Here is a 24,417-nt window from a genome sequence, read left to right as displayed (position 1 = left end):
CTTGCAGGAACTCAACAAAATTACAGCAAGCAAAGTGATTGAGCGGATATGGGCACTAATTCAGGCCTCGCCAACACAGCTTCGATACACTGATATCGACGACTTCTTTCAAATCAAAGGTTTGAATCCGATCACCCGTGAACCGTACACGGTTCCTGACAAAGTTCGTAATATGATGCTAATGTTGAACATGATCGGGTATTTCCCCGACAAGAAACTACGAAAAGAGCGGCAGTTCAAATCCAGCGCGTCAGACTTGAGTCACGCGTCATGGGGCAGTTTGTGCAGCGCATTCATAACAAGAGATAAAAACTTTAGGCAACGCCTTATGGCTACATATGAATACCTGGGAGTTGGGACATCTATTTATGGTATTGAGTATACGGACGGATTTGAACTGATAGATTTCTGGGCTGGTTACTGAAGCCCCCGAGACCGGTGGCAATCGCCGGGTAGGTTGAGCGGAGCGATACCCACCGGTTTGCGGCGGCGTGGGATGGTGGGTATCGCTCCGCTCAACCCACCCTACGGTTTCGTTTCACCTGCTATGGTCCCCTGAAATTTGAGCCAACGCTCATTGCGGCGTCTTCCCGGAAATCGCGGGAGCGATTGTCCGGGACCCAGAATTTGTTTTTCTGGTGCGCTGGGTCCCGGTCTTCGCGTCTTTGACGCGAAACCGGGATGACGTGGACGGAGGGTTTGGGGGTGAGGCGGTTATCCTGCCAACACTCGCGGCAGTTTGAACGTCACCGTTTCATCTGCCGTTTTCACCGTTTCCATCGTCACGGCGAAGCGGTCCCGGCACGCATCGATCACGCCCTGGACGAGGTCTTCCGGGGCGCTGGCGCCGGCGGTTAGGCCGAGGACGCCCACGCCTTCGAACCATGTCCAGTCGATGTCGTCTGCCGAGGCGATGAGTTCTGCTCTTGCGGCGCCGGCGCGGAGGGCGACTTCGACGAGGCGGACGGAGTTTGAACTCGTCCGGGCACCGATCACCAGAACGAGGCCTGCGCCCGGCGCGAGAACTTTGACCGCGTCCTGACGATTGGTGGTGGCGTAGCAGATGTCTTCCTTGTGGGGCACGGCGATGCCGGGGAAGCGGGCCTGCAGGGCGCCGACGATTTCGGCGGTGTCGTCCACGCTGAGCGTCGTCTGGGTGAGGAAGGCGAGGTTGGCGGGGTCTTTGGGCTGGTAGGCCGCTGCGTCTTCCACCGTCTCGATCAGGGTGACGGCGCCCTCGGGAAGCTGGCCCATGGTGCCGATGACTTCGGGGTGGCCGGCATGGCCGATGAGGAGGATCTCGCGGGCCTGGTCATGATGGCGGGCGGCCTCGACATGCACCTTGGAGACCAGCGGGCAGGTTGCGTCGACATAGATCATGTTGCGCTGGCGCGCCTCGGCGGGGACCGATTTTGGCACGCCATGGGCGGAGAAGATGACCGGGCGGTCATCCGGGCATTCTTCCAGCTCCTCCACGAAGATGGCGCCGAGGGCCTCCAGACGCTCCACCACATGGCGGTTATGGACGATTTCGTGGCGCACATAGACCGGGGCGCCCCACTTTTTCAGGGCTTCCTCGACGATCTGGATGGCGCGGTCGACCCCGGCGCAGAAGCCGCGCGGGGCGGCCAGGCGCAGGGTGAGGGGCGGTTTGGTCGTCATCTGGGCACGTCTCCTGCGCCGAATGCGTTGCGTGGGCGCCGCAAGGCCTTTAACACGGGGCGGGTTATCACATGGACAGGCCTTTGCCCAAGGCCAAGATGGACACGCCGACGCATGCGCAGAACTGCCCTGATCCTCGCCGCTACGTTCCTGGCCGCCACGGCGGTGACCGGCTGCCGCAGCAGCCGCCTGGCCCAGAGCCTGGACAATACGCCGAACGCCGGCCCCTGCCCGGTTGTCGGCTCTGTCTATGACGCGGCCCGCTATGTGAAATTCGCCGATGGCGCGGGCGAGCTTTACTCCGATATCGCCTTTACCGGCGAGATCACCAATGTGCGCATCTACTGCCGCTATACCGATGATATTCCGCTGGCCGCCGAGATCGAGATCGACTTTGCCTATGGCAAGGGCCCGAAGGCCGGCGCCGACAGCCACACCTACCCGTATTTCGTGGCCGTGACGCGCCGCAATGGCAAGGTTCTGGCCAAGGAGACCTTCGCCAGCGAGGCGAACTTCCGCGGCAAGCCGGTGACGGGCAAGTCCGAACTGGTCAACCGCATCTCCATTCCGCGCGCCGATGGCTCGATCTCGGGCGTGAACTTCGAGGTGGTGGTGGGCTTCGAGCTGACGCCCGAGCAGCTGGAGTTCAACCGCGCCGGCAAGCGATTCCGCCTCGATGCGGGCGCGAAGCTGGCGGAGTAAGCCATGACCAGCCTCGCAAAGGAGCTATCGGCAGCCGCTGGCGCCGCCTTCGACGCCATGGGGCTGGAGGCACGGTTTGGCGAAGTGCGCCGGAGCGACAAGCCGGAGCTGGCAGACTTCCAGTGCAATGGCGCGATGGCGGCGGCGAAGGCCGCGGCTAAGAACCCGCGCGAGATTGCCGGGGAGATTGCCGCGAAGCTGAAAGAACATGCCAGCGTGCTGTCTGCGGAAGTCGCCGGGCCGGGCTTCATCAATCTGCGGGTATCGGACGCGGCGCTCTCGGCCCGCGCCGAAAACGTGCGCGGGGACGCGATGGCGGGGGCGGAGAAAGCACCTGACGCCGCCGTGACCGTGATCGACTTTGGCGGGGCCAATGTGGCCAAGCCGATGCATGTCGGCCATCTGCGCTCTGCCGTGATCGGCGATACGCTGCAACGGCTCCTGCGCTTCCTGGGCGATGAGGTGACCTCTGATGTGCACCTTGGCGATTGGGGGCTTCAGATGGGCCACCTCGTCACCGAGCTGCAGGACGAGCAGCCGGATCTGATTTATTTCGATGCCGCCTATACCGGCCCCTACCCGGCCGAGCCGCCGGTGACGATTGACGATCTGGGCCGGCTTTATCCGCAGGCGTCGGGCAAGGCGAAGGCGGACGAGGCGCGCAATGAGCGCTCACAGCGCGCCGTTGCCGAGATGCAGGCGGGCCGGGCGGGCTACCGCGCGCTGCTGCGCCATTTCATCGATGTGTCGGTTGAGGCGCTTAAAGCAGACTATGGCTTCCTCAACGTCTCCTTCGACCTCTGGAAGGGCGAGAGCGATGTGGATGGCCTCATCCCCGGCCTCGTGGAACGCTTCAAGGCAGCCGGCCTTGCCGAGCTGAGCGACGGGGCGTGGATCGTGCCGGTCGCGCGCGAGAGCGACAAGAAAGAGATGCCCCCCGTGATGCTGGTCAACAGCCGCGGCGGCACGGGCTATCACACGACCGACCTTGCGACGATCCTTGACCGGATGGATACGCTGACCCCCACGCCGGAGCGGATGCTCTATGTGGTGGACCAGCGCCAGGCGCTGCATTTCGAGCAGGTGTTCCGCGCGGCAGACAAGCTGGGCCTGATCGCCGAGGACAAGCTGGAGCATATCGGCTTCGGCACGGTCAACGGCCCGGACGGCAAGCCTTTCAAGACGCGCGAAGGCGGCGTGTTGCGCCTCGCTGACCTTCAGGCAATGGCGATGGAAGAAGCGGACAAGAAACTTTCCGCCGCGAACCTCCCCGCAGACATGGGCGCCGAAGAACGCTTCAACGTGGCGAAGAAGGTGGCCGTCGCGGCGCTGCGCTTCTCCGACCTGATGAACACGCGGACGACCAATTATGTGTTCGACCTCGACCGCTTCACGAGCTTCGAGGGCAAGACCGGGCCTTACCTGATGTATGCCGCCGTGCGCGTAAAATCCGTGCTGCGCAAGGCCGCCGAGAACGGCCACGCGCCGGGCAAAGTCATGGTAACCGAAGACACCGAACGCGCCCTCGTCCTGCAACTCGACGGCTTCGGCGCCGCCCTTCTCGGCGCCCGCGAAAAACGCATGCCGCATATCCTGTGCGAACACCTTTATGGCCTCGCGCAGGCCTTCAGCAGCTTCTATGCGGCCCTGCCGATTGCATCGGAAACCGACGCCGAAAAGCGCGCGAGCCGGCTGGCGCTGGCGGACGCTGTGCGCCACCAGCTGGAGACGGGGTTGGAGCTGCTTGGGATTGATGTGCCGGCGCGGATGTAAACCTGTATTAGCGTAGGGCGGATAGAGCGCAGCGAAATCCGCCATTGCGGGATGCGGTGTTTGGGAGCGTCGGATTTCGGCCTTTGGCCTCTATCCGACCTACGGGTTGCGGCGCTTAATGCGCCCTCGCATTCTGGAGGACACTGCTCATGGCCAACGCGCCCGTTCCGGTTCCTGCTGCCCCGCCTGCCGAGAAGCCGCCGCAGCAATGGGAGCTCGCCGCGCAATGGGCGCAGGGGTGGCGGGTGGTGAAGGTGGCAGCCTCGGTGGTCGTGGTGATCGCCTTCCTGATGGTGATCGGTCAGGCCTACCTCTTCTACCGCCTCTTCGATGATCTCCATCCGGTGGCAGGGCTGGTTTACATTGTGGTGCTGACGGCGGGGCTGGCCTGGCTGGTGGCGCGGCCCGTGGCGGCGTTTCTTTCCATGCCGGTGGCGGCCAAGCCGCCAGACATCCTGATCGACCCCAAGGCGCCCGATCCCAAAGCGATCGCCGCGCGCCTTACCTATGACGTCCGCTATCTGAAGATGCTCGCTGCCAATCCCGAAGTGCAGGCCGAAGCTGCCGCCATTCAGGACAGCATCACCAAGGGCAAAGCCCTCGCCGCCCATGCCGCGCGCGCCATGCCCGAAGAAGCCCTCGCCCTTTCCATCGACCTGCAGACCTTCGAGCGGGCGCATATCGAAGCCCTGCTCGCCCCGCTGGACAAGCGCGTGAACCAGATCATCCATGCCGAGGCCGTGAGCGTGGGTGTGGCGACGGCCATCTCGATGAACGGCACGGTGGACGCCTTCATTGTGCTGTGGCGGAATGCCAATCTCGTCGCCCGTGTCTCGCGCCTCTATTTCGGCCGGCCGCACCTGATGGGCAGCCTGCGCATCCTGCGCGATGTGGCGGCCATCGTGGTGGCCGCCCGGGCGCTGGAGGATGTGACCGACATTACCGGCGAGGTGGTCGGCAGCCTCCTGGGGCGGATGGGCGGGCTGATTGCCGGGCCGGTGATGGATGGCGGCATCAATGCGATGATGACGCTGAAGCTCGGCTACCTCGCCAAGCGCCGCTGCCGCAGCTTCAAGGGCTGGACGGCGGTGCAGGCGGCGGCGATTTCCGAAGGCGCGCTTCAGGAGGTGAAGGCCGAATCGGGCTCGGTGATTTCCGACCTCATGAAACGCCTCGGCGGGCTGACCACCCATGCCACGCGCGCCACAGAGCGCGTGATGGCCGGCTCGCGCAGCACCTGGGAGCTGATCCGCAGCTGGTTTGGCGGCGGCAGGATGCCCGGCGGCGTATAAAGTGAACGCTGCGTCAGCTGCGCGGCTGGACACGGGCGCCGCCGCCCGTTCTAGATGAGCGCGGGTGGATGATGGCTGACCGGGTGGGCACATGTGGCTGCGCAGGATACTTGTCTATGTCTCCCTGCTGGTGATGCTGGCGGCGCTCTATGCGGGCGCGGCGATCTTCGTGACGCTGACCGATGACGGCATTCCGGAACGGCGGGAGACAGCGCCCGCTGCCCTGCCCGCCGCGCAGGCGCCGCTGAAGCTGATGATCTGGAATATCGGCTATTCGGGCCTTGGCGAGGAATCCGATTTCCAGATGGATGGCGGGAAGATGCTGCGCCCGCCCGGCCGCAAGGTGGTGGAGAAAAACCTGGCCGGCATTCAGACCGTGCTGCGGGAAGAGGCGCCGGACATTCTCCTGATGCAGGAACTCGCCGCGGCGGGCTTCCTCACGCACAATGTTGATGTGCTGGGGGGCGTGAAGGCGGCCCTGCCGGGCTATGGCATGGTATTTTCCTCAGACATCCGTACACGGCTTTTCCCCGGCCCGCTTTCGATGCGCCATGGCCTTGGCACTTTCCTGAAAGTGGCAGCCGAAGAGACCGAGCTTGTGCGCCTTTCGGAGGAGCCTGAGCCGATCATGGGCTTCATCCAGCGGCGCTATCATCTGCAGGTGACGGAGCTGGAGGTTGAGGGCCAGCCCTGGGTGGTGATCAATGTGCATCTTTCCGCCTTTGACGAGGGGGCCAATACGCGGAGGCGGCAGCTGCGCGAGGTGCTGGATCTGGCACAGTCCTATTATCAGCGGGGCGCGGCGGTGGTGATCGGCGGGGACTGGAACATGCGCCTGGCGCAGACGGACTTTGCTTACACCAGCGCCGAGGAAGCGCTTTTCTGGGTGCATGATTTTCCCCAGGAAACCCTGCGCCGGGGCTGGCAGATCCTGATCGACCCGGCCGTGCCCACCACCCGCACCAATGAGCAGCCCTACACGGCAGGCGTCAATTATACGGCGATCATCGACGGCTTTGTCGCTTCCCCGAATGTGGCGGTGGACGAGGTGCGCGGCATCGACCTTGGCTTCCGGTTTACCGACCACCAGCCCGTGGTGGCCCTGCTGCGGCGCACCGATGGGCCGGCACCCCCGGAAGGCACCCTGCAGCCGGATTGAACCTTTCGGCCACCCCGCGCGACTATCCTTATGAAAGACAAGGGCGCGGCATGGCACTGAGCGACACAGACCGGATCTATGACGAACTGCTCGTCACGCTGGTGCGCGCGGGGGACGTGCGGGCGGGCGAACGCCTCGCGGCGCGCTGGCATCCCCGGCTGCTGCGCGCGGCCCGGCGGATGCTGGGCGACGGGGAAGAGGCGCGCGAGGCCGTGCAGGAAGCCTGGGGCGGCATCTGCCGGGGCTGGATGCGGCTGTCTGATCCGGCGATGTTTCCGGGCTGGGCGTATGGCATCCTCACCCGCAAATGCGCCGACCGTATCCGCCGCCGGAGCGGCGAGCGCCGGTATTTCGCCCCGCCCCCTGAGGCGGAGCCTGCCATCGCGGCGGCCGCGCCCCTGCGCCATGCGATCCTGGAGGCGCTGGGCCAGCTCAGCCCCGAGCACCGCATCGCCGCCATTCTCTATTTCAGCGAGGGCCTCACCCTTGCCGAAACAGCCGCCGCGACCGGCGTTCCCACCGGCACGGCCAAATCGCGCATCTTTCATGCGCGCCAGCAGCTCAAACAGCTTCTTGAAGGAGACCTGACATGACGAGCTTTGAAACACGCCTGAAAGAAAGCCTCAGCGCCGAGGACGAGGCGTTCCTGAAGAATCTGGAGGAAGGCGAAAGCCTGTTCGGCCAGCTGGGCGCAACCTTTACCGGCCCGATGAAATTCTGGACCGGCTTTGCCTTCATGCTGGGCTTCATCTTCTTCTTGGGCATGATCTGGTGCGCGGTGGAGATCAGCCGGGCGGCCAGCGTTCAGGAGGTTGGCCTTTGGCTGGCGGGATTTGTGTTCGCCATGGTGGCAACGGGCATGATCAAGACCTGGTTCTGGCTGCGGATGACCCACCTGGCCACCCTGCGCGAGCTTAAACGTATCGAACTGCGCCTGATTCGCCGCGCGGCCTGAGCAAATCTCAATTGCCCGGCCCCTGCCTTGCGCTGACACTCAAACCCGCAAGAAACGGGTCGCGGCGGAACGCGGGGGCTGGCAAGCCGTTGCCTTGTTACGCGCCACAGAAGGAGCCGCCCCATGCCCACGCAGACTGAAAAGCTTGCCCTCTTCCGCCAGCTGCATGCCGGGGAGGCGCCGCTGGTGCTGGTGAATATCTGGGATGCCGGCTCTGCCCGCACGGTGGCCGCCGCCGGGGCCGCCGCGCTGGCGACGGGCAGCGCCTCGGTGGGCGGGGCGCTCGGCTTTGGCGATGGCGAGACCGTGCCGCTGGACGCCGTGCTGGAGAATGCCGCGCGGATTACCGGCGCGGTGGACCTGCCGGTCTCGCTCGACTTTGAAGCAGGCTATGCGGCCAGCGAGGCAGGGCTCGGCCAGAATATTGCCCGCGTGATTGAGGCCGGCGCGGTCGGCATCAATCTGGAAGATGGCTATCCGGCGGGCGATGGCGAAGGCGTGCGCCCGGTGGAAGAGGCCGCCGCCCGCCTCCGCGCGGCGCGCCAGGCGGCAGAGGCGAAGCTGCCCGGCTTCTGGATCAATGCGCGCACCGATATCTGCCTCAATACCAAGCCCGAAGCTCATGACGCGCTGATCGCCAGCGTGATCGCGCGCGGGAAGGCCTATGCCGAGGCGGGCGCCAGCAGCTTCTTCGTGCCGGGCCTGCGGGACATGTCGCTGATCCGGCAGGTCTGCGCGGGCTCGCCCCTGCCGGTGAATGTGATGGCCGGGCCGGAGGCCGTGCCCTTCCACGCGCTGGCGGAGGCGGGCGTGCGCCGCATCAGCTATGGCCCATTCCCGTGGCGCGCGGCGATGGCAACGCTCGCTTCCTATGCAAAACGGGCCGGCGAAGCGGGCTGACACGCCTGGCCCTTGCCGCGCCCGAGAATCCGGGCTAGCTGACCCTCAATCATCCTCTTCCGGGAGAGAGCGGTCCACCGAGGCCGCCGCCGAAGGCGCAACCGCCCCGGAAACGCTCAGGCAAAAGGGCCGGAAGAGGGTCAACACGCTGGAAAGAGGCTGCAACACGCCTCGCCGAAGGAGCAAGCCGGTCGAAGACCGGCGGAATCTCTCAGGCGCCCGGACAGCGGGGGCGACGGACCAGAGCAGCGCCTGCGCGCTGCGCCGTCACTCTATGAAAGGGCGCCATGTCAGAGGCCGCGACTGAAAACCTGAAGCGCACCCCGCTTTACGACTCGCACGTGAAGATGGGCGGCAAGCTCGTAGGCTTTGCCGGCTATGAAATGCCTGTCCAGTTTGAAGGCGTGATGGCCGAACATCTTTGGACGCGCAGCGAGGCGGGCCTCTTTGATGTCTCCCATATGGGCCCCTGCTTCCTGACGCTGGAAGCGGGCATTGGCGGGGGCGACGCGGCCCATGCCGAGATTGCCGCGCTGATCGAGACGCTGGTGCCGTCTGACATTGCGAGCCTCAAGCCCGGCCAGGCGCGCCTCACGGTGCTGCTGAACGAAGACGGCGGCATCCTCGACGACCTCATCATCACCCGTCCCCTCGGTGATGACGCCCAGGGCACGCTCTACATCGTCGTCAACGGCGCCATGAAAGAGCAGGACTGGGCGATCTTTGAAAAAGCGCTGGCCGGCAAGGCCGTGCTGACCCGCGCTGATGACCGCATCCTCTTTGCGCTGCAGGGCCCGAAGGCCGTCGATGTGATGGCCGACTTTTTCCCCGGCTGCGAAGAGCTGAAATTCATGCACCACATGCCGTTTGAAATGAACGGCCAGCGCTGCATCGTCTCGCGCTGCGGCTATACCGGCGAGGATGGCTTTGAAGTCCTGATCCCGGCCGAAGCCGGCCTGCCGCTGATCGAAGAAATGTATACGGACGATCGGGTGAAGCCCATCGGCCTCGGCGCGCGCGACTCGCTGCGCCTTGAGGCAGGCCTCTGCCTCTATGGCCATGACCTTGCGCCCGACATTTCCCCCATCGAGGCAGACCTTGGCTGGGTGATCCAGAAGCGCCGCCGCGAGGCAGGCGATTTCCCTGGCGCGCCGCGCATTCTCCGTGAGCTGAAGGAAGGCCCCGCACGCAAGCGGGTCGGCATCCGCCCGCTGGAGCGCGCCCCGGCGCGGGAAGGCACTGAAATCCAGATCAATGGCGAAACCGTCGGCACTATCACCTCCGGCGGCTTTAGCCCCAGCGTCGATGGCCCCGTCGCCATGGGCTATATCGCCGCCGCGCATGCCGCGCCCGGCACGAAGATTGATCTCATCGTTCGCGGAAAGGCACGCCCCGCCGAAGTGGCCGCCCTTCCGTTCGTTCCGCAAAACTACAAACGCTAGACCAGAAGGGGCACGCACATGACCACCTATTACACCAAGGACCATGAATGGATCCGCGTCGAAGGCGACACCGGCACGGTGGGCATCACGGCCTATGCCGCTGGCCAGCTGGGCGATGTTGTCTATGTCGAGCTTCCCGAAAGCGGCGCCAAGATCGCCAAGGGCGACGGCTTTGCCGTGGTCGAGAGCGTCAAGGCTGCGTCCGATGTCTACGCGCCGATCTCCGGCTCCGTGGTTGAGGCCAATACCGGGCTTGCCGACGCGCCTGAAAAAGTCAACGAAGCGGCCGAGGGCGACGCCTGGTTCGTCCGCATCAAGATTGCCGACCCCGGCGAGCTTGACGGGCTGATGGATGAAGCTGCCTACACCGCCTATTGCGAAGGTCTCTGATACATGCGCTACCTGCCGCTCACGCCCGAGGACCGCGCCAGCATGCTGGCCACCATCGGCGCCAAATCCGTCGATGATTTTTACACGGATGTTCCTGAAGCCGCCCGCCTGAAGGGCAAGGTTCCCGGCCTGCCCGACCATCAGGGCGAACTCGCGGTCGAGCGGCACCTGACCAGGCTCGCCGCGAAGAACCGCTCGGCCTCTTCCGGGCCATTCTTCGTCGGCGCCGGCGCCTATAAGCATCATGTCCCCGCCACGGTCGACATGATCATCCAGCGCTCGGAATTCCTGACGACCTACACTCCCTACCAGCCGGAAATCGCCCAAGGCACGCTGCAGACCCTGTTTGAATTCCAGACGCAGGTTGCTGCGCTGACCGCCATGGATGTGGCCAACGCCTCGATGTATGACGGCTCGACCGCCTGCGCCGAAGCCGCCGTGATGGCCGCGCGCGTCACCCGCCGCAAGAAGGTGATCCTGTCGGGCGGCCTGCACCCGCATTACGCCGCCGCCACGCGCCTGCTCTGCGAAGCGCAGGGGCTGGAAGTGGTGCAACTCCCCGTCGCCATTGATGGCGAAGGCGAGCTGGCAAAGGCCGTGGACGGAGAAACCGCCTGCGTCATCGGCCAGAGCCCGAACGTGTTCGGCACGGTGACCGATCTTTCCGGAGTGGCCGACGCCGCCCATGGCAAGGGCGCGCTGCTTGTCTCGGTGTTCACTGAAGCGGTCAGCCTCGGCATGGTCACCCCGCCCGGCGAAATGGGCGCCGACATTGCGGCCGGCGAAGGCCAGTCGATCGGCAATGGCCTGAACTTTGGCGGGCCGTATGTCGGCCTCTTCTCGGTGCGCGACAAGCTGGTGCGCCAGATGCCGGGCCGCCTCTGCGGTGAAACGGTGGACGCCGACGGTAATCGCGGCTTCGTGCTGACGCTCTCCACCCGCGAGCAGCATATCCGCCGCGACAAGGCGACCTCGAACATCTGCACCAATTCCGGCCTCTGCGCCCTCGCCTTCACGTCCCACATGACGCTGCTGGGCGGGAAGGGCCTGAAGCAACTGGCTGAGCTCAACCATGAAGCAGCCGTCGAGCTGGCCGATGCGCTGACCTCGGTGAAGGGCGTTGAGCTGCTCACCCCGCGCTTCTTCAACGAGTTTGCCATCCGTACACCGATGGATGCCGAAGCCGTGCTCGCCATGCTGGACGAAGCCGGCATCGTCGGCGGCGTGCGCGCCTCCCGCCTCTTTCCCGGCGACCATCTGGGCGACGTCATCCTCATCGCCGCCACCGAATGCACGACAGCGGACGATATCGCCGCCTATGCCGATGCTCTGAAGGAGATCATCTGATGTTCGGCTCACGCGCTGCGTCTCCTCCCCCGTTTACGGGGGAGGTGCCCGAAGGGCGGAGGGGGGAAGCCCCACGCGCTTCCGCCTGCCGCTTCCCCCTCCGAGCCGCTTTGCGGCCCACCTCCCCCGTAAACGGGGGAGGAGTTTCCCTCATCGCTGGAGACACCCAATGACCATGAACTCAACCGGCCGCCCCACGGCGCCAACTTCCGTCTCCGCCGCCGCCATCGAAACCGTATCGGGCTCGCGCGGGCTTCTTCAGCATGAAGATCTTCTCTTCGAGATCGGCACGCCGGAAACCACCGGCGTTGACCTGCCCAAACCCAAGGGCCTCAAAAGCCGTCTCGGCGGGGTGGCCCGCAAGGTGGATACCGGCCTGCCCGGCCTTTCCGAACCCCAAGCCGTGCGCCATTACATGCGCCTCTCCCAGAAGAATTACGCTATCGACCTTGGGCTTTTTCCCCTCGGCTCGTGCACGATGAAGCACAATCCGCGGCTCAACGAAAAGATGGCGCGCCTGCCCGGCTTTGGCGACATTCACCCGCTGCAGCCGCAGGCGACCGTGCAAGGCGCGCTGGAGCTGATCGACGAGTTGGCCACCTGGCTGAAGACGCTGACCAACATGCCGGCCGTGGCGATGAGCCCGAAAGCCGGCGCGCATGGTGAGCTCTGCGGACTGCTGGCCATCCGTCAGGCGCTGATCGCGCGCGGCGATGGCGAGACGCGCAAGCGGATGCTGGTGCCTGAGTCCGCCCACGGAACAAACCCGGCGACAGCTGCCCAGTGCGGTTTCATCGTGGACGAGATCAAGGCCAACAAGCGTGGCCGCGTGGATATGGCAGACCTGAAGGCGAAGCTGGAAAAGTCTGAGGACGTGGCCGGCATCATGCTGACCAACCCGAACACATGCGGCCTGTTTGAAACAGACATCCGCGAGATCGCCGATCTGATCCACAAGGCCGGCGGGTATTTCTATTGTGACGGGGCAAACTTCAACGCCATCGTCGGCCGCGTGCGCCCTGGCGATCTCGGCGTCGATGCGATGCACATCAACCTGCACAAGACCTTCTCCACCCCCCATGGCGGCGGCGGGCCGGGCTCTGGCCCGACCGTTCTCTCCGAAGCGCTGGCGCCGTTTGCGCCGGTGCCTTTCGTGGTGAAGGATGAGGATGGCATCTTCCGCCTTGTCGAACAGGTGGACGGGGAAGCGAGCGAAAGCTTTGGCCGCATGGTCGCCTTCCATGGCCAGATGGGCATGTTCGTGCGGGCCCTCGCCTATATGTTGAGCCATGGCGCAGATGGCCTGAAACAGGCCGCCGAGGATGCCGTGCTGAACGCCAACTATATCCAGGCGCGCCTGAAGCATGTGATGAGCCCGGCCTTCGACGGCTATTGCATGCACGAGGCGCTGTTCTCTGACGCCTTCACCGCAGACGGCATCGAGACCATCGACATCGCCAAGGCCCTCATTGATGAGGGCTACCATCCGATGACGATGTATTTCCCCCTCGTCGTTCATGGCGCGATGCTGATCGAGCCGACGGAGACAGAGTCCAAGGCCGAACTTGACCGCTTCTGCGACGCGCTTGAATCTATCGCCCGCCGCGCCGCCCAAGGCGACGACACGCTGAAAGGCGCGCCATACCTTGCCCCGGCCAAACGCCTAGACGAGACGCGGGCGGCGCGCAAGCCGGTGCTGAAATGGGCCGCGCCGGACGCCAGCAAGGTGGCGGCCGAATAAGCCGCGCCTCTCTCAGGACAGATTAGTCTTCACGGGCACGGCGGCTGTAGGGAAACAGCCGCCGTCTCACCATCCGGAAGAGGGAAAGCGCAGGCCGCTCCACCAGCATGTAGCCAAACCAGCCGGCCAGCAGCGCGCCGGTGAAGGCGCATGCGATATAGATGAGATCATCCAGCACGCCCGGCGCGCCCAGCGCGAAGGGCGCCGCCCAGTCTCCTGCCGTTGCCAGCCAGCGCTGCAGGAAGACGAGGCCGCCAAGGGCGAAGATGTGCCCCAGATAGATGGAATAGGACCAGTCGCCGATATGCTTGCCGGCGGCGTAGAGCAGCTCCAGCGGGCGGCCAAGCGTGTAGAGGACGCCTGGCGCATACTGCCCGCCCAGCCAGCCAAGGCCGAGCACGATGCCCGCCGCGCCAATGCCCGCCGCGACTGCCACGAGGGTCGCGCCCTGACGCAGGGCGAGCTCGCTTGCCGGAGAGACGCCCTGCATCTGGAAGACCGCCGCGCAGGTGATCACGGCACCCGCCACCGGCACCAGCCAGACCAGCCGCCCATGCTGTTCCAGCGCGGCAAAGCCATAGATCAGCAGCGCGCCGGGCACGCCGAAGGCCAGCACCCGGCCCCATTGATAGGTATAGGGTGTCACCTCACCCTGCAGGCAGAGGCTGGCGGTGAACCAAAGGGCGGCGACAAGCGTTAGGATACCGGAGCGGGCAACCAGCCCCGAGCTGAGCGTCAGCCCCACCATCGCGCCGAAGATGAACTCCATCGTCAGCGGGTGAATGGCGAGGGTGAGGAAATTGAAGGCGATCGGCTCTGAGAGGCCGAGGAGGGAGGCCGCCACCACCAGCCCGCCCCAGCCCAGCAGCGCGAGCGGGAGGACCGCGCGCGGCACCAGCAGCAGGCCGGCAAATACTGCGTAGAAGTACATCTCGTGCATCAGCGTCCAGCCAAGGCTGAGCACCGGAAGGTCCGGCTGGGGAATCAGCAGGAAGGACTTCACCAGGAAGCCCGCCGCCTCGTCGTCCTGCAGGGCAGCCCGCCAGGCCGGATCGTTCGCATCCGGAACATGAAGAAAAAGATAGTAAGCTGCCGCCAGCGCCGCGGCCGCCCACCAGAGCGGATAGATCCGCGTGATGCGGGCGAACAGGAACTCCCCCACGCCCGGCAAGCCAGGCTCCGTCCGCCGCGTGACCCACACCATGATGAAGCCGGAAATCACGAAAAACAGGTCCACGCCCGCAAAACCGCTGGCAAAAACGCCGCCAAGCACCGCATTGCCTGCATTTTCAGAGCTGATCGTCAGAAGCTGTAAACTACAGGCATGATAGAACACCACAAGCAGAGCCGCGATGCCGCGAAGAAGCTGGATGGAGTGAAGCTTCATGTCTGGCGGGGCCAACTTCCGGTTCGGTTCTGTGGATTTTCTTCAAAGTGTAGCAATGGGGTCACGCCCTTGCCAGAGTTTCGACACATCTCGCGCGTTACTCTGGTAAGTATCAACTCCAAACCCATATTGATCGCCATGTCGCACGAAAACACCACCCTGATGAACGAACCGGTCTACGCGCCGCCCAAACCTATTCACGTCCTGCGTAATGGCGTGAATGTCGTCGCCCGCCAGACGCTGGCGGTGACAGGGCTCGGCATGATCGTGCTGGCCATCCCGGTGGGCATCGCCACCCCCTTCCTCCCGATCGGTCTGCCGATGGCGATCGTCGGCGCCGTGCTGCTGGGCCGCAATGCGGTCTGGGGCCGCCGCTGGATGGAGAGCGTCCTGGCGCGGCATCCCCGGGTGGAGCGTATGGCGCCGAACTGGCTGATGCGCAGCGTGTTCGGCCGCGAAAAGCGTATCTTCGCCGAATAGCCCCCGGCGCAGGTCAAACCTGCCCTCTGCCCCTTGCAAGCTGCAGCAAACTTTGCCCTGATACCGGCCAAGGATTAGCTGACTTGCGGGGCAATGATGAAGAAGCTGCTTTTGAGCGCGGGGCTGGGCGTGTGCCTGGCCCTTGGCGCCTGCGGAGGCTCGGGCGACGGCAAGAAGAAGGATGACGTTCCGCGCGTCTTCGATCCCTTCCCGTCCACCTACGCCGCCTACCCCTCGGCCCCGACGCTGATCACCAACGCCACCGTGCTGGATGGCAAGGGCGGCCGGATCGACGGCGGCAGCGTTCTGATCGAGGGCGGCAAGATCACGGCCGTCGGCACAGACCTTGCCGCTACGGAAGGCGCCGTCACCATCAATGCCGCCGGCAAATGGGTCACCCCCGGCATCATCGACAATCACAGCCATCTGGGCGCCTATCCCTCGCCGGGGGTGGACGCGCATGGCGATGGCAATGAGGTTTCCGGCCCGGTCACAGCCGAAGTCTGGGTCGAGCATTCCGTCTGGCCCCAGGACCCCGGCTTCACCCGCGCGCTGGCAGGCGGCATCACCTCGCTGCAGATCCTGCCGGGCAGTGCCAACCTCTTCGGCGGGCGCGGCGTCGTGCTGAAAAACGTCCCGGCACGGAGCGTTCAGGAGATGAAATTCCCCGGCGCGCCCCACACGCTGAAAATGGCCTGCGGCGAAAACCCCAAACGCGTCTATGGCTATGGCCGCGGGTCTTTCCCCGGCGGCGCGCCCTATTCGCGCATGGGCAATGTTGCCGGCTACCGCGCCGCCTGGATCGAGGCGGCCGACTACAAGAAGAAATGGGACAAGTTCCTGGACGGGGAAGGCGAGCAGCCCGCCCGCAATCTCGAACTGGAAACCCTGGCCGGCGCCCTCAATGGCGACATCCTCGTCCACATGCACTGCTACCGCGCCGACGAGATGGCCATCATCCTCGATCTCTCCAAGGAGTTCGGTTACAAGGTCGCCTCCTTCCACCATGCGGTGGAAGCCTACAAGATCGCCGACAAGCTGGCGGACTACGGGACCTGTTCCTCGATGTGGGCAGACTGGTGGGGCTTCAAGATGGAAGCCTATGACGGCATCCGCGAGAATATCCCGATGGTCCACAATGCCGGCGCCTGCGCCATCGTCCATTCCGACAGCGACATCGGCATCCAGCGCCTGAACCAGGAAGCGGCCAAGGCCTGGTCGGATGGCAAGCGCGCCGGGATAGACATTCCGATTGAGGAAGCCTGGCAATGGCTCTCCCTGAACCCGGCCAAATCCCTCGGCATCGACGCCAGGACCGGCAGCCTTGAACCCGGCAAGATGGCCGACGTCGTGGTCTGGTCGGCCAACCCCTTCAGCGTCTACGCCCAGGCCGAGCAGGTCTATATCGACGGCGCCCTGATGTATGACCGCAACGACCCGGCCATCCAGCCGGTGATGGATTTTGAACTTGGCCAGCCCGGCGAAGGAGACCGCAAATGATCCGTTCCCTGATCCTTGGCCTTGTCGCCCTCTGCCTTGCCCCTGTCGCTGCCGCTGAGCCCGTCGCCATCCTCGGCGAAAAGGTCTGGACCGGCACGGCCCAGGGCACGCTCACCAATGGCGTTGTCGTGATCGACAACGGCAAGATCGTCTCGGTCGGCACCGGCGCAGCGCCTGCCGGGATGCCGCAGGTGAAGGCCGAATGGGTCACGCCCGGCCTCATCTCCGCCTTCTCGCGCACCGGCATCACCGAAGTGCCTGGCGAGAAGTCTGCCAATGACACCGGCGCGGGCGGCTCGCCCTTCTCTGCCGCGCTCAGCGCCGCCGATGGCTTCAACCCCGACGCCACGCCGATTGCGGTCACCCGCCTTGAAGGCTTCACGCGGATTGCCGTGGCGCCCGATGCGCGCGCCAAGCTCTTTGCCGGTCAGGGCTTCCTGGCGGACACCAGCGGGCAGCCCGGCTCGGTCTTCAAGGACCGCGCCTTCGCCTTCATCGTGCTGGGCGAGCGCGGCGCCTCGCTCTCGGGCGGCTCCCGGCCTGCGGCCTGGGCAGCGCTGCGCGGCGCGTTTGATGACGTGCGCTTCTTCACCGCCCGTTACATGACCCATAATGACGGCAACGTGCTGACCCGGATGGACGCGCAGGCTTTCATGCCCGCGGTAAAGGGCGAGCAGCTGATCCTGATCGAGGCCCGCCGGACGAGCGACCTGGAAGCCATCATGGACTTCAAGCAGGAAAACCCGATGCTGAAGATCGCCATTGTCGGCGCCGATGAAGGCTGGCGCGTGGCAGACCGGCTGGCCGCGATGAAGATCCCGGTGATCATGGACGCTTTCTCGAACCTGCCGGCGAGCTTTTCCCAGCTGGCCGCCACCAGCGAGAATGCCGCCCGGCTTGCCAGGGCCGGCGTTCCGGTCGCCATCGTGAACCTCGATGACGCCAGCCATCAGGCGCGTCTTGCCGCGCAGATTGCCGGCAATGCCGTGGCCAATGGCCTGCCCTTCGATACGGCGATGAAAGCGCTGACCACTGTTCCGGCCGAGATCTTCGGCATGAGCGGCCTCGGCGTGCTCGCCCCCGGCGCGCGCGCCGATGTGGTGGCCTGGGACGGAGACCCGCTGGAGATCACCTCCGCGCCGGTGGCCGTGTTCATCGACGGGGTGAGCGAGCCGATGGAATCGCGCCAGACCAAGCTGCGCGACCGCTATCTGAGCCTCGATCACACCGATCGCCCGCTCGCCTACAAACATTAAAACTGAGCCTTCGTTGCCTTCTGTTCAACTCCCGTAAATGTTCGGCGGGCAAGGTTGGCGCTTCCGGATGCTGACAATTGACGCAAACGCGCGGCAGGCGCTCCCTGCCGTGATGTTGCCGCAATCACTCCGGATGAGTTGGCGCCGAACGCGACGGGTGGACGTATGCTTCTGCAGGTAATTCTTGCGTCTCTGACGATGACAACGGGCACGGGGCCCATGCATGCCGCGCTGGCAGCCACCGAAGCGCCGGAAACCTTCCGCGCCGCCTTCACGGTGGAGCTGCGCTCGCAGGCCGCCCGGCATGTCTATACCTTCGATCCGCGCCTGCCCAGAACCGAGCGCTGGCAGCTTGTTTCCCGCCAGGGGCAAGACAGTGAACTCGATGCGGTGGCCGCCAACTGGGCAAGCGAGCCGGCCCCCGATGGCCGTCTCTTCCCGGACGATCTGCGCGCCTGCCTTGGCCAGACCGTGCAGGTGGAAACCACCGGCCATGCCTGGCGCGTCGGCTTCCGCCACCATCCCAACTATAATGACAACGAGTTCGATCGCTGGGCCGCCGAACGCCTGCAGGCCATTGCGCTGCTCGATCCGGTCGGCGAGCGCTTCCTGCAGATCGACTATACGCTGCCCAAGGCCGTCAGCGGCCCCTCCGGCGGCAAGCTCACCCGCTACAACCAGTCCTACATCCTCAGCACCGAGCCGCGCTGGGGCTTCTCCTATGTGTCCGGCTTCAGCATCGACCTGGAAGCCCGCGCCGCCTTCAAGCGCATCACCCGCCGCTACGAAGCCAACGTCACCGACGTGCAGTTCTTCTTCGCCAGCCCCGAAGCCGAGCAGACCTATCTGGCCAACACCCGCGCGGGTCTCTGATCCCGCATCTCACCTGAGACCGGCCCCACCCCAACCCTCCCCATAGTCATGGGGAGGGGGCCTGTCGCTCTGTGAGGAGAGGAAAGCTATCAGGATGGCGAAACCTGCCCCCTCCCCACGGATGTGGGGAGGGCTGGGGTGGGGCTGCTCCAGGCCGCAGGACACGCCTCACATCCCACAGCATCCACCGCTTTGCACTTGCCCCGCCGCGCCCTACGATACCCGCCATGACGATTCACATGGTCAAACTCTGCGTCGGCGCTGATGACATCGACGATCTGGAAGCCTGGCAGGCCCGGCTCATGAAGAAGCTGCCCGCCCCGGTCCATCACACACGCATGTTCCCCAAGCGGGCCGAAGAGATGCTGAAGGGCGGCTCCATCTACTGGGTCATCAAGCGCGCCATCCGCGTGCGCCAGCGCATCATCGACATCCGCACGGTCAAGGATGAGGAGGGCAAGGACATGTGCGAACTCGTCTTCGATCCCGAACTGGTGCGCACCTATGCCCAGCCCAAACGCCCCTTCCAGGGCTGGCGCTATCTGAAACCGGAAGAGGCCCCGCGTGATCTGAAGTCCGGCGCCGAGGCGGTGGACCTTCCGGCAGACCTCGACGCGGCCCTGAAGAATGCCGGTGTCTGGTAGGGCCCTGCCTGTCCGGGGGGTGTCCCGGCCCTGTCCGGATTTGTCCGGAAGTGTCCGGATTTGTCCACGCGCTGACCGGAAGATGCCTGCAGCTGACCGGGCTGAGGCATTGAAAATGCTGCGCTGCTGGTAGAGAGGAGAGGGATACGGTTTTCCGGCTCCAGAAAGGCTCTGCCATGCCCCAGTTCGACATGATCCTCCTCACCCCGCAACAGGCCGAAGGTGCCGAGATCCTAGAGCATACCGCCGGCAAGCCGGTGCGCGAAGGCGGCGGCGACGAGACCCATCGCTGCGGCGCCTGCAAGACCAAGCTGATGATCAATGTCGCCCACCGCGATGTCCACGGCGTCGTCATCCAGTGCGGCAAATGCGGCCGCCTCAACACCGAAGCCCATCACCACCACCATCATTGAAGCCGCCTCGCCGCTTCAACGCCGCGCAAGATAAGCTCAATCGACAGCCGGGGCTGCCCCGGCTAAGGGCTGGAAGATGATGGATTTTCTCAGCACCTACGGGACCATGCTGCTGGCGCTTGCCGCCGCCGGCCTGTTTGCCGGTCTCGTCGCGGGCCTTTTCGGCATTGGCGGCGGTGTGGTGATCGTACCAACGCTGTTCTTCCTGTTGTCCAACATGGGCTATGAGGAAACGGCGATGCATGTGGCCGTCTCCACATCGCTCGCCACCATCATCCTCACCTCGCTGCGCAGCGTGGCCGCGCACAACAAGCGCGGCGCGGTCGACTGGGACATCATCCGCAGCTGGTCTCCCTGGATCGTGCTGGGCGCCGTCATCGGCATGCTGCTGGCGGGATATTTCTCCAAACAGGTGATGCTGGGCATCTTCGGCACGATCCTGATCCTCTTTGCCGCCCAGTTCTATTTCGGCCGCCCGAACTGGAAGCTGGCGCCCGAGATGCCGAAAGGCATCGTCCGCGCGGTCATCGGATCGGTCAATGGCGCGCTCTCATCCATCATGGGCATCGGTGGAGGCACGCTGGGCGTCACGCTGATGACGCTGTGCGCCATGCCGATGCACCGGGCCGTGGCCACCGCCGCCGGCTGGGGCGTCGCCATTGGCCTACCCGGCGCGATGGCCGCCATCATCGTCGGCTGGGGACGGGACGGGCTGCCGCCCTTCTCGGCAGGCTTCGTCAACCTGCCCGCCTTTGCGCTGATCTCGGTGTTCACCGTGCTGATGGCGCCGGTGGGCGCCGCCCTTGCCCACAAGCTCAACGCAGACCGGCTGCGCCGCCTGTTCGGTATTCTTCTGGCCGTGGTTTCAGCCCGGATGCTTTGGCAGGCTGCTGGTCTCTAGCCGCGCCAGAAACGGCCGGTCAGCACCACGAACACCGCCACAAATTCCAGCCGGCCCAGCAGCATCGCCGCCGAGCAGACCCATTTGGCGAAGTCTGTAACGCTGGCAAAGTTGGACGAAGGCCCCACCACCGGCCCAAGCCCCGGCCCGACATTCGACACCATCGTGGCCGAGGCCGAAATCGCGCTCAGCGCATCCAGCCCCGTAAAGGACAGGAGCGCGGCAGCCACCATGAAGGTGGTGAGGTAGAGGAACATGAAGACCATCACCGACTGCAGCGTCTCTTCATCAACCGGCTTGCCGGCATAGCGCACCGGCGTGCGCCGGTGGGGCTGCACCATCCGCTGCGACCAGGCCACCAGCGCCTTGGCCGTAATCTCAAGCCGGAACATCTTCATGCCGCAGGAGGCAGACCCCGCGCAGCCGCCCATAAACGTCGCCAGCAGGAAGACGATGACGGCGGGCTGTCCCCAGGTGTCATAGGCGGTCGAGGCATAGCCTGTGCCGGTCATGACGGAGACTATGTTGAACGTGGTTTCCGTGATGCCGTGGAACATATGGTCGAAGACCGGCGGCTCCACCACCGCCTCATGCCAGATGACAATGATGGCGCTGAAGGTCAGCAAAAGCGCAAAATAGAGCCGGGGCTGGGGATCGCGCAGCATCGGCCGGATGCGTCCCTGCAGCACCAGCATCGTCAACAGCGAAAACGGCAGTCCGGCGAGCGCCATGAAGACAATGGCAGGCCCCATCGCCGGGCGAAGGGTTTCGTGGCCGAAGGAGGCGTCATAATTGGCAAAGCCCCCCGCCGAGACCGTCGACATGGCATGCACGGTGGCATCGAACCAGTTCATGCCGGCGAGCCCATAGGAAAAGGCGCAGGCGCAGGAAATGATCAGATAGGTGAGGCCCATATAGGCTGCGATGTCGGTGATCCTTGGCAGGAACTTGCCGGTGATGTCGGAGCTTTCGATCTGGAAAAGCTGCATCCCGCCGACCCGCAGCTGGGGCAGGATAGCCACGGCCGTGACGACGATGCCGATACCGCCGATCCATTGCAGGATGCCGCGCCAGAGCAGCAGGCCGCGCGGCATGTCGTCGAGACCGGAGAGCACCGTCGCGCCCGTGGTCGTCAGGCCCGATACGGCCTCGAAGATCGCGTCGGTAACGGAAATGCCGGAGACCACAAACGGCACGGCAGCGACGGCTGGCACCAGCACCCAGACCGCCACGGTCAGCAGGAAGGTCTCCCGCTGGCCGATGCGCGTGTCCCCGCCGCGCGCCAGCACCCAGAGCAGCGCGCCCACCAGGCCCGACGCAAAGGAGGAAAGCCAGAAGACATGTGCGTCCTGATTCTGGTCGGCGAGGTCAAGCAGCGCGCACGGAACCATCGCCCCTGCAAGGAGGACGGTCATGATGCCGAGAGCGAGGAGGACCGGGCGCAGCTGCATTCGGCGGGCACCTTACGCCTCATTCCCTGAAAAGGTGTCAATATGGGACGGGTCGTGAGCTGCAGGGCTGGGCCCACCAGTTGACCTAACGGCGCCCGCCCGGCTAGAGCGCTGGCAACCTGTTTCAGTTGCAACCAATCTGGCCCGTCATGTTCGATCACCCCTCATTCGACGCCCATGAGGGCGTTCATGCTTTTCACGATGCCGGCAGCGGGCTGAAATGCATCATCGCCGTCCATTCCACCGCTCTGGGCCCGGCGGCCGGGGGCTGCCGCATGTGGAAATATGCCAGCGGCGACGCCATGCTGACGGACGCGCTGCGCCTCTCCCAGGGCATGAGCTTCAAGAATGCCATGGCGGATCTTCCCCTCGGCGGCGGCAAGGCGGTGATCTGGGGCGACCCGCGCCAGGACAAGTCCGAAGCCCTGTTCCGGGCCTTCGGCCGGGCGGTCGAAAGCCTGAACGGATCGTACTACACGGCTGAAGATGTCGGCATCGACACCTCTGACATGGCCCTCGTTGCCAGGGAAACCCGCTATGTGGCCGGGCTGGATGAGGGCGCCGCCGCCAGCGGCGATCCCTCGCCGATCACCGCCATGGGGGTCTATCTCGGCATCAAGGAGGTCGCCAAACGCCTTTACGGATCAGACGATCTCTCCGGCCGCATCATCGCGGTGCAGGGGGTTGGCTCGGTTGGCGGGCATGTCTGCAACCACCTGGCCAAGGAGGGCGCCAAGCTCGTCATTTCCGACATCGACGAAGAGGCCCTGAAAGCCGTCTCGGCCGTGACCGGCGCGACCATCGTGCCCCCGGACGACATCTATGATGTGGACGCCGACATCTTTTCCCCCTGCGCGCTGGGCGCGGTGATCAATGAGAAGACCCTCGGCCGCCTGCGCGTCAAAGGCGTCGCCGGGGCAGCCAACAACCAGCTGATCGTGCCGGAAATGGGCGAGTTCCTGCGCCGCAAGGGCATCCTCTACGCCCCCGACTACGTGATCAATGGCGGCGGCATCATCAATGTGGCGGCCGAAATCTCCGGCAATTATTCGCGCGAATGGGTCGACGGGAAGCTCACGCGCCTGATCGAAACGCTTGGGCAGGTGCTCGATGAAGCCCTCTCCACCGATCAGCCGGCGAACGCCGTGGCCGACCGGATTGCCCGCAAGCGTATCGCCGAGGCGAAAACCGGAGCGCCTAAGTAGAGTTCCTTACTCAGGAACAATGCCTCTGCTGCTACGTTCATGCTAGCATCTCTTGCAGGAGATGCAGGCAGAGCAGGAGAGAACCCATGTCAGTCGTCGCAATGCTTCAGGGCACGCCGGAAACGGATGTCGAGACCACCCAGTCTGCTCTGGCTATGGCCAAACGCATTGGCACCACGCTGACGGGGCTCTGCGCGCTGCCTGATCCGCAAGCTGCCGTGATGCTCGTCACCACGCCAGAATCGACCGGCCTGACGGCGGCGGCGGCCACCAACATCATCGAGCTGCAGAAAGAGATGCTGGAAAAGGCCGAAGCGGCCTTCCGCCAAGGCGTTGGCTCTGCGCCGGGCGTCGACTGCGTGTTCCTTCACCAGGTCGCCAATGCCGAGGCCGCTGCCGCCAGCGCCGCTACCCTTGCCGACGCCATCGTCTTTCCCCGCAGCGCCGCCCGCAGCGGCGAGCCGCTTTCCATCGCGTTTGACTATGTGATGATGGACGCGCGCCTGCCGCTGGTTCTGGCCGGCACCGCTCCCTATACCCCCGGCCCCGTCATCGTCGGCTGGGACGGCTCGAACGGCGCGGCCCGCGCGCTGCGGTTCCATACGCCGCTGCTGAAGGCTGCCGGCGAAGTGATCATCGCGCAGAACCGCAAGGATGCCGAACGTGACGGCGCCCGGCCGGGTATCGAGCCCGGCTCGCTGGAAGACTGGCTGAAGCGCAAAGGCATCAAGACCAGCATTTCCCCCATCGAAGGCGAGGTCTCCGCTGCCCTGCTGGCGCTGGCCAAGGGCAGTGGGGCAACCCTGATCGTGGCGGGTGCCTATGGCCATTCGCGCATTGGCGAACGGCTGTTCGGTGGCACGAGCCGGCGGCTGCTTTCCGCCGAAGAGGCCCCGGCGCTCGCCCTCGCCCGCTGATTTTCCTTTCAATTTCAGGAGACCCCC

Annotated in this window: 23 protein-coding genes, 1 pseudogene and 1 riboswitch; of the genes and pseudogenes, 21 read left to right on the top strand and 3 right to left on the bottom strand. The window is 64.9% G+C overall.

Annotated elements, in window-relative coordinates; translation table 11 throughout:
- Positions 1-424: pseudogene (locus tag C0456_RS16145) on the top strand (hypothetical protein); the annotation flags it as partial.
- 290 nt (positions 425-714) lie between these two features.
- On the opposite strand, the gene ispH reads toward C0456_RS16145, so the two are convergent.
- On the bottom strand, positions 715-1,662 hold the full coding sequence (gene ispH / locus C0456_RS16140; RefSeq protein WP_291054201.1) for a 4-hydroxy-3-methylbut-2-enyl diphosphate reductase: 948 nt from the start codon (positions 1,660-1,662) through the stop codon (positions 715-717).
- 114 nt (positions 1,663-1,776) lie between these two features.
- Here ispH and C0456_RS16135 point away from each other — a divergent pair, with 114 nt between their 5' ends.
- The 11 genes from C0456_RS16135 to gcvPB all read left to right on the top strand — a co-directional run bounded on the left by C0456_RS16135 (position 1,777) and on the right by gcvPB (position 13,363).
- The gene (locus C0456_RS16135) at positions 1,777-2,364 is read left to right on the top strand and encodes a hypothetical protein (protein ID WP_291054199.1); all 588 of its coding nucleotides are present in this window, start codon (positions 1,777-1,779) and stop codon (positions 2,362-2,364) included.
- A gap of 3 nt (positions 2,365-2,367) precedes the next feature.
- Positions 2,368-4,137 (top strand): arginine--tRNA ligase, encoded by a 1,770-nt coding sequence (gene argS, locus C0456_RS16130; RefSeq protein WP_291054197.1) that lies wholly within the window; start codon positions 2,368-2,370, stop codon positions 4,135-4,137.
- 149 nt (positions 4,138-4,286) lie between these two features.
- Positions 4,287-5,429, top strand: coding sequence for a YcjF family protein (locus C0456_RS16125; protein WP_291054195.1), 1,143 nt, complete (start codon positions 4,287-4,289; stop codon positions 5,427-5,429).
- A gap of 91 nt (positions 5,430-5,520) precedes the next feature.
- Entirely contained in the window at positions 5,521-6,588 is a 1,068-nt protein-coding gene (locus tag C0456_RS16120) for an endonuclease/exonuclease/phosphatase family protein (RefSeq protein ID WP_291054186.1), read from the top strand.
- A gap of 50 nt (positions 6,589-6,638) precedes the next feature.
- The gene (locus tag C0456_RS16115) at positions 6,639-7,181 is read left to right on the top strand and encodes a sigma-70 family RNA polymerase sigma factor (protein ID WP_291054184.1); all 543 of its coding nucleotides are present in this window, start codon (positions 6,639-6,641) and stop codon (positions 7,179-7,181) included.
- Positions 7,178-7,543, top strand: coding sequence for a DUF6768 family protein (locus C0456_RS16110; protein WP_291054182.1), 366 nt, complete (start codon positions 7,178-7,180; stop codon positions 7,541-7,543). Before C0456_RS16115 ends, C0456_RS16110 begins: the two co-directional genes overlap by 4 nt.
- A 123-nt stretch (positions 7,544-7,666) precedes the next feature.
- A complete protein-coding gene (locus tag C0456_RS16105; protein ID WP_291054180.1) occupies positions 7,667-8,443 on the top strand; it encodes an isocitrate lyase/phosphoenolpyruvate mutase family protein in 777 nt (258 codons plus the stop codon).
- Positions 8,444-8,493: 50 nt separating this feature from the next.
- Positions 8,494-8,585, top strand: a riboswitch (glycine riboswitch).
- Positions 8,586-8,730: 145 nt separating this feature from the next.
- Positions 8,731-9,885 (top strand): glycine cleavage system aminomethyltransferase GcvT, encoded by a 1,155-nt coding sequence (gcvT, locus tag C0456_RS16100; RefSeq protein WP_291054178.1) that lies wholly within the window; start codon positions 8,731-8,733, stop codon positions 9,883-9,885.
- Between the two features lie 18 nt (positions 9,886-9,903).
- Positions 9,904-10,275, top strand: coding sequence for a glycine cleavage system protein GcvH (gcvH, locus tag C0456_RS16095; protein WP_291054176.1), 372 nt, complete (start codon positions 9,904-9,906; stop codon positions 10,273-10,275).
- 3 nt (positions 10,276-10,278) lie between these two features.
- Positions 10,279-11,622 carry an aminomethyl-transferring glycine dehydrogenase subunit GcvPA gene (gcvPA, locus tag C0456_RS16090; RefSeq protein ID WP_291054174.1) on the top strand — a complete coding sequence of 448 codons (1,344 nt, stop codon included), beginning with the start codon at positions 10,279-10,281 and terminating at the stop codon, positions 11,620-11,622.
- 169 nt (positions 11,623-11,791) lie between these two features.
- The gene (gene gcvPB, locus C0456_RS16085; protein WP_291054172.1) at positions 11,792-13,363 is read left to right on the top strand and encodes an aminomethyl-transferring glycine dehydrogenase subunit GcvPB; all 1,572 of its coding nucleotides are present in this window, start codon (positions 11,792-11,794) and stop codon (positions 13,361-13,363) included.
- A 22-nt stretch (positions 13,364-13,385) separates the two neighbouring features.
- Here the strand turns inward: gcvPB and C0456_RS16080 are convergent, their stop codons facing one another.
- On the bottom strand, positions 13,386-14,750 hold the full coding sequence (locus C0456_RS16080; protein WP_291054170.1) for an acyltransferase: 1,365 nt from the start codon (positions 14,748-14,750) through the stop codon (positions 13,386-13,388).
- Positions 14,751-14,888: 138 nt separating this feature from the next.
- Here C0456_RS16080 and C0456_RS16075 point away from each other — a divergent pair, with 138 nt between their 5' ends.
- The 7 genes from C0456_RS16075 to C0456_RS16045 all read left to right on the top strand — a co-directional run bounded on the left by C0456_RS16075 (position 14,889) and on the right by C0456_RS16045 (position 20,817).
- Positions 14,889-15,230: a hypothetical protein gene (locus tag C0456_RS16075; RefSeq protein WP_291054168.1), complete on the top strand. Its 342-nt coding sequence runs from the start codon at positions 14,889-14,891 to the stop codon at positions 15,228-15,230.
- 96 nt (positions 15,231-15,326) lie between these two features.
- Positions 15,327-16,730, top strand: coding sequence for an amidohydrolase (locus tag C0456_RS16070; protein WP_291054166.1), 1,404 nt, complete (start codon positions 15,327-15,329; stop codon positions 16,728-16,730).
- Positions 16,727-17,986, top strand: coding sequence for an amidohydrolase family protein (locus tag C0456_RS16065; RefSeq protein WP_291054164.1), 1,260 nt, complete (start codon positions 16,727-16,729; stop codon positions 17,984-17,986). The genes C0456_RS16070 and C0456_RS16065 overlap by 4 nt, the downstream gene beginning before the upstream one ends.
- 165 nt (positions 17,987-18,151) lie before the next feature.
- Positions 18,152-18,859: a hypothetical protein gene (locus C0456_RS16060; protein ID WP_291054162.1), complete on the top strand. Its 708-nt coding sequence runs from the start codon at positions 18,152-18,154 to the stop codon at positions 18,857-18,859.
- A gap of 227 nt (positions 18,860-19,086) precedes the next feature.
- Complete coding sequence (locus C0456_RS16055) at positions 19,087-19,503, top strand: DUF1489 domain-containing protein (RefSeq protein WP_291054160.1); 417 nt, start codon at positions 19,087-19,089, stop codon at positions 19,501-19,503.
- 176 nt (positions 19,504-19,679) lie between these two features.
- The gene (locus C0456_RS16050; protein ID WP_035598134.1) at positions 19,680-19,916 is read left to right on the top strand and encodes a hypothetical protein; all 237 of its coding nucleotides are present in this window, start codon (positions 19,680-19,682) and stop codon (positions 19,914-19,916) included.
- Between the two features lie 76 nt (positions 19,917-19,992).
- Positions 19,993-20,817 carry a sulfite exporter TauE/SafE family protein gene (locus C0456_RS16045; RefSeq protein WP_291054158.1) on the top strand — a complete coding sequence of 275 codons (825 nt, stop codon included), beginning with the start codon at positions 19,993-19,995 and terminating at the stop codon, positions 20,815-20,817.
- On the opposite strand, the gene C0456_RS16040 is transcribed toward C0456_RS16045, so the two are convergent.
- Positions 20,814-22,268, bottom strand: coding sequence for a TrkH family potassium uptake protein (locus C0456_RS16040; protein ID WP_291054156.1), 1,455 nt, complete (start codon positions 22,266-22,268; stop codon positions 20,814-20,816). The two genes, C0456_RS16045 and C0456_RS16040, sit on opposite strands and share 4 nt — an antisense overlap.
- Positions 22,269-22,417: 149 nt before the next feature.
- Between C0456_RS16040 and C0456_RS16035 the strand changes: the two genes are divergently transcribed.
- The gene (locus C0456_RS16035; RefSeq protein ID WP_291054154.1) at positions 22,418-23,473 is read left to right on the top strand and encodes a Glu/Leu/Phe/Val dehydrogenase; all 1,056 of its coding nucleotides are present in this window, start codon (positions 22,418-22,420) and stop codon (positions 23,471-23,473) included.
- An 86-nt stretch (positions 23,474-23,559) separates the two neighbouring features.
- Positions 23,560-24,390 (top strand): universal stress protein, encoded by an 831-nt coding sequence (locus C0456_RS16030; RefSeq protein WP_291054152.1) that lies wholly within the window; start codon positions 23,560-23,562, stop codon positions 24,388-24,390.
- Positions 24,391-24,417 lie beyond the last annotated feature (27 nt).

It is taken from the genome of Hyphomonas sp., from assembly GCF_013823385.1.
Taxonomy (GTDB): Bacteria; Pseudomonadota; Alphaproteobacteria; order Caulobacterales; family Hyphomonadaceae; genus Hyphomonas.
The sequence above is the reverse complement of the archived record's forward strand: the minus strand, read 5'-3'. Positions and strand labels throughout refer to the sequence as shown.